General features: G+C 64.1%; 2 protein-coding genes. Both read right to left on the minus strand.

Going from position 1 to position 1353, the window contains the following annotated elements:
* On the minus strand, positions 1-707 hold a 707-nt coding region (locus tag DFR69_RS33790), incomplete at its 3' end, for an acetaldehyde dehydrogenase (acetylating) (RefSeq protein WP_110041764.1).
* Positions 708-732: 25 nt separating this feature from the next.
* The coding region (locus DFR69_RS33795; RefSeq protein WP_110041765.1) for a 2-keto-4-pentenoate hydratase at positions 733-1353 on the minus strand (621 nt) is incomplete at its 5' end.

Consider the following 1353-nt stretch of genomic DNA (forward strand, 5'->3'; position numbering starts at 1 on the left):
CCGGGCACGTACTCCTGGATCGATTTCTCCATCGCGAAAATACTGGCCGCGATCGCGTCCCGGTCAGCGTCTTCGGGGATCGCGCAGAAAATGGTGTCGCGCATGATCATCGGCGGCTCGGCCGGGTTCAAGATGATGATCGCCTTACCCCGCTGCGCGCCACCGATGCTCTCCACCCCCTTGGAAGTGGTCTTGGTGAACTCATCGATATTGGCGCGAGTACCCGGTCCAGCCGAGACCGACGACACCGACGCCACGATCTCGGCGTAAGCCACCGGCACCACCCGCGAGACCGCCGCGACCATCGGGATCGTGGCCTGCCCACCACAGGTGATCATGTTGACATTCATCGCATCCCGCAACGAGTCCAGATTCACCGGCGGGATCACCGCCGGACCCACCGCGGCCGGAGTCAGATCCACCGCCCGGAGACCCGCGGCCTCGTACTTGGGCGCGTACTCGCGATGCACGTAGGCCGAGGTCGCCTCGAACAACAGGTCCGGCTTCTCATCCAAGGCGAGTAGCCAGTCCGCGCCCTCGGCAGAAGTTTCCAAACCCAACCCGCGGGCCCGCTTCAACCCTTCGGAGTCGGGGTCGATACCGATCATCCAGCGCGGTTCGATCTTGTCCGAACGCAACAGCTTGTAGAGCAGGTCGGTGCTGATATTGCCCGACCCCACGATCGCGGCGGTGACTTTGCTGGTCACAGTGGTTCTCCTAGAAAGTCTGGGTTCAGCTGAAACGCAAACGGACAGAACCGAGCCCGGAGAACTCGGCATGGAACTCATCACCCGGACGGGCATCGATGGCGCGGGTGCACGACCCTGGCAACACGATGTCACCCTTGCGCAACCGCACCCCGAACGTGGCGACCTTGCGCGCCAACCACGCCACCGCGATCACCGGATCCCCCAGCACCGCGTCACTGCGGCCCTCGGCGATGACTTCCCCGTTCCGGGTCAACACGGCATCGATGGCCTTGATATCGATATCGGCCGGGGCGACACGCTGCTTGCCGAGCACGAAACCGGCCGAGGACGCATTGTCGGAGATGGTGTCGGCCAACCCGATCTTCCAGTCGGTGATCCGGGAATCGATCAACTCGATCGAGGGCGCGTAGGCCACGGTCGCGGCGAGCACGTCGGCCTCGGTGCAATCCTCACCGGGCAGGTCCGCGCCGAGCACGAACCCGACCTCGACCTCCACCCGCGGCAGCAGATACTTCGACGTGTCGACCGGGGTGTCTTCGAAGACTTCCATCTCGGCGAGCAGGTGACCGTAATCGGGCTCGTCCACGCCCATCATCTGCTGCATCGCCTTCGACGACAGACCCACCTTGTGCCCGACCACCTT

The sequence above is a fragment of the Nocardia neocaledoniensis genome, assembly GCF_003182135.1.
In the GTDB taxonomy this organism is placed as follows: Bacteria; Actinomycetota; Actinomycetes; order Mycobacteriales; family Mycobacteriaceae; genus Nocardia; species Nocardia neocaledoniensis.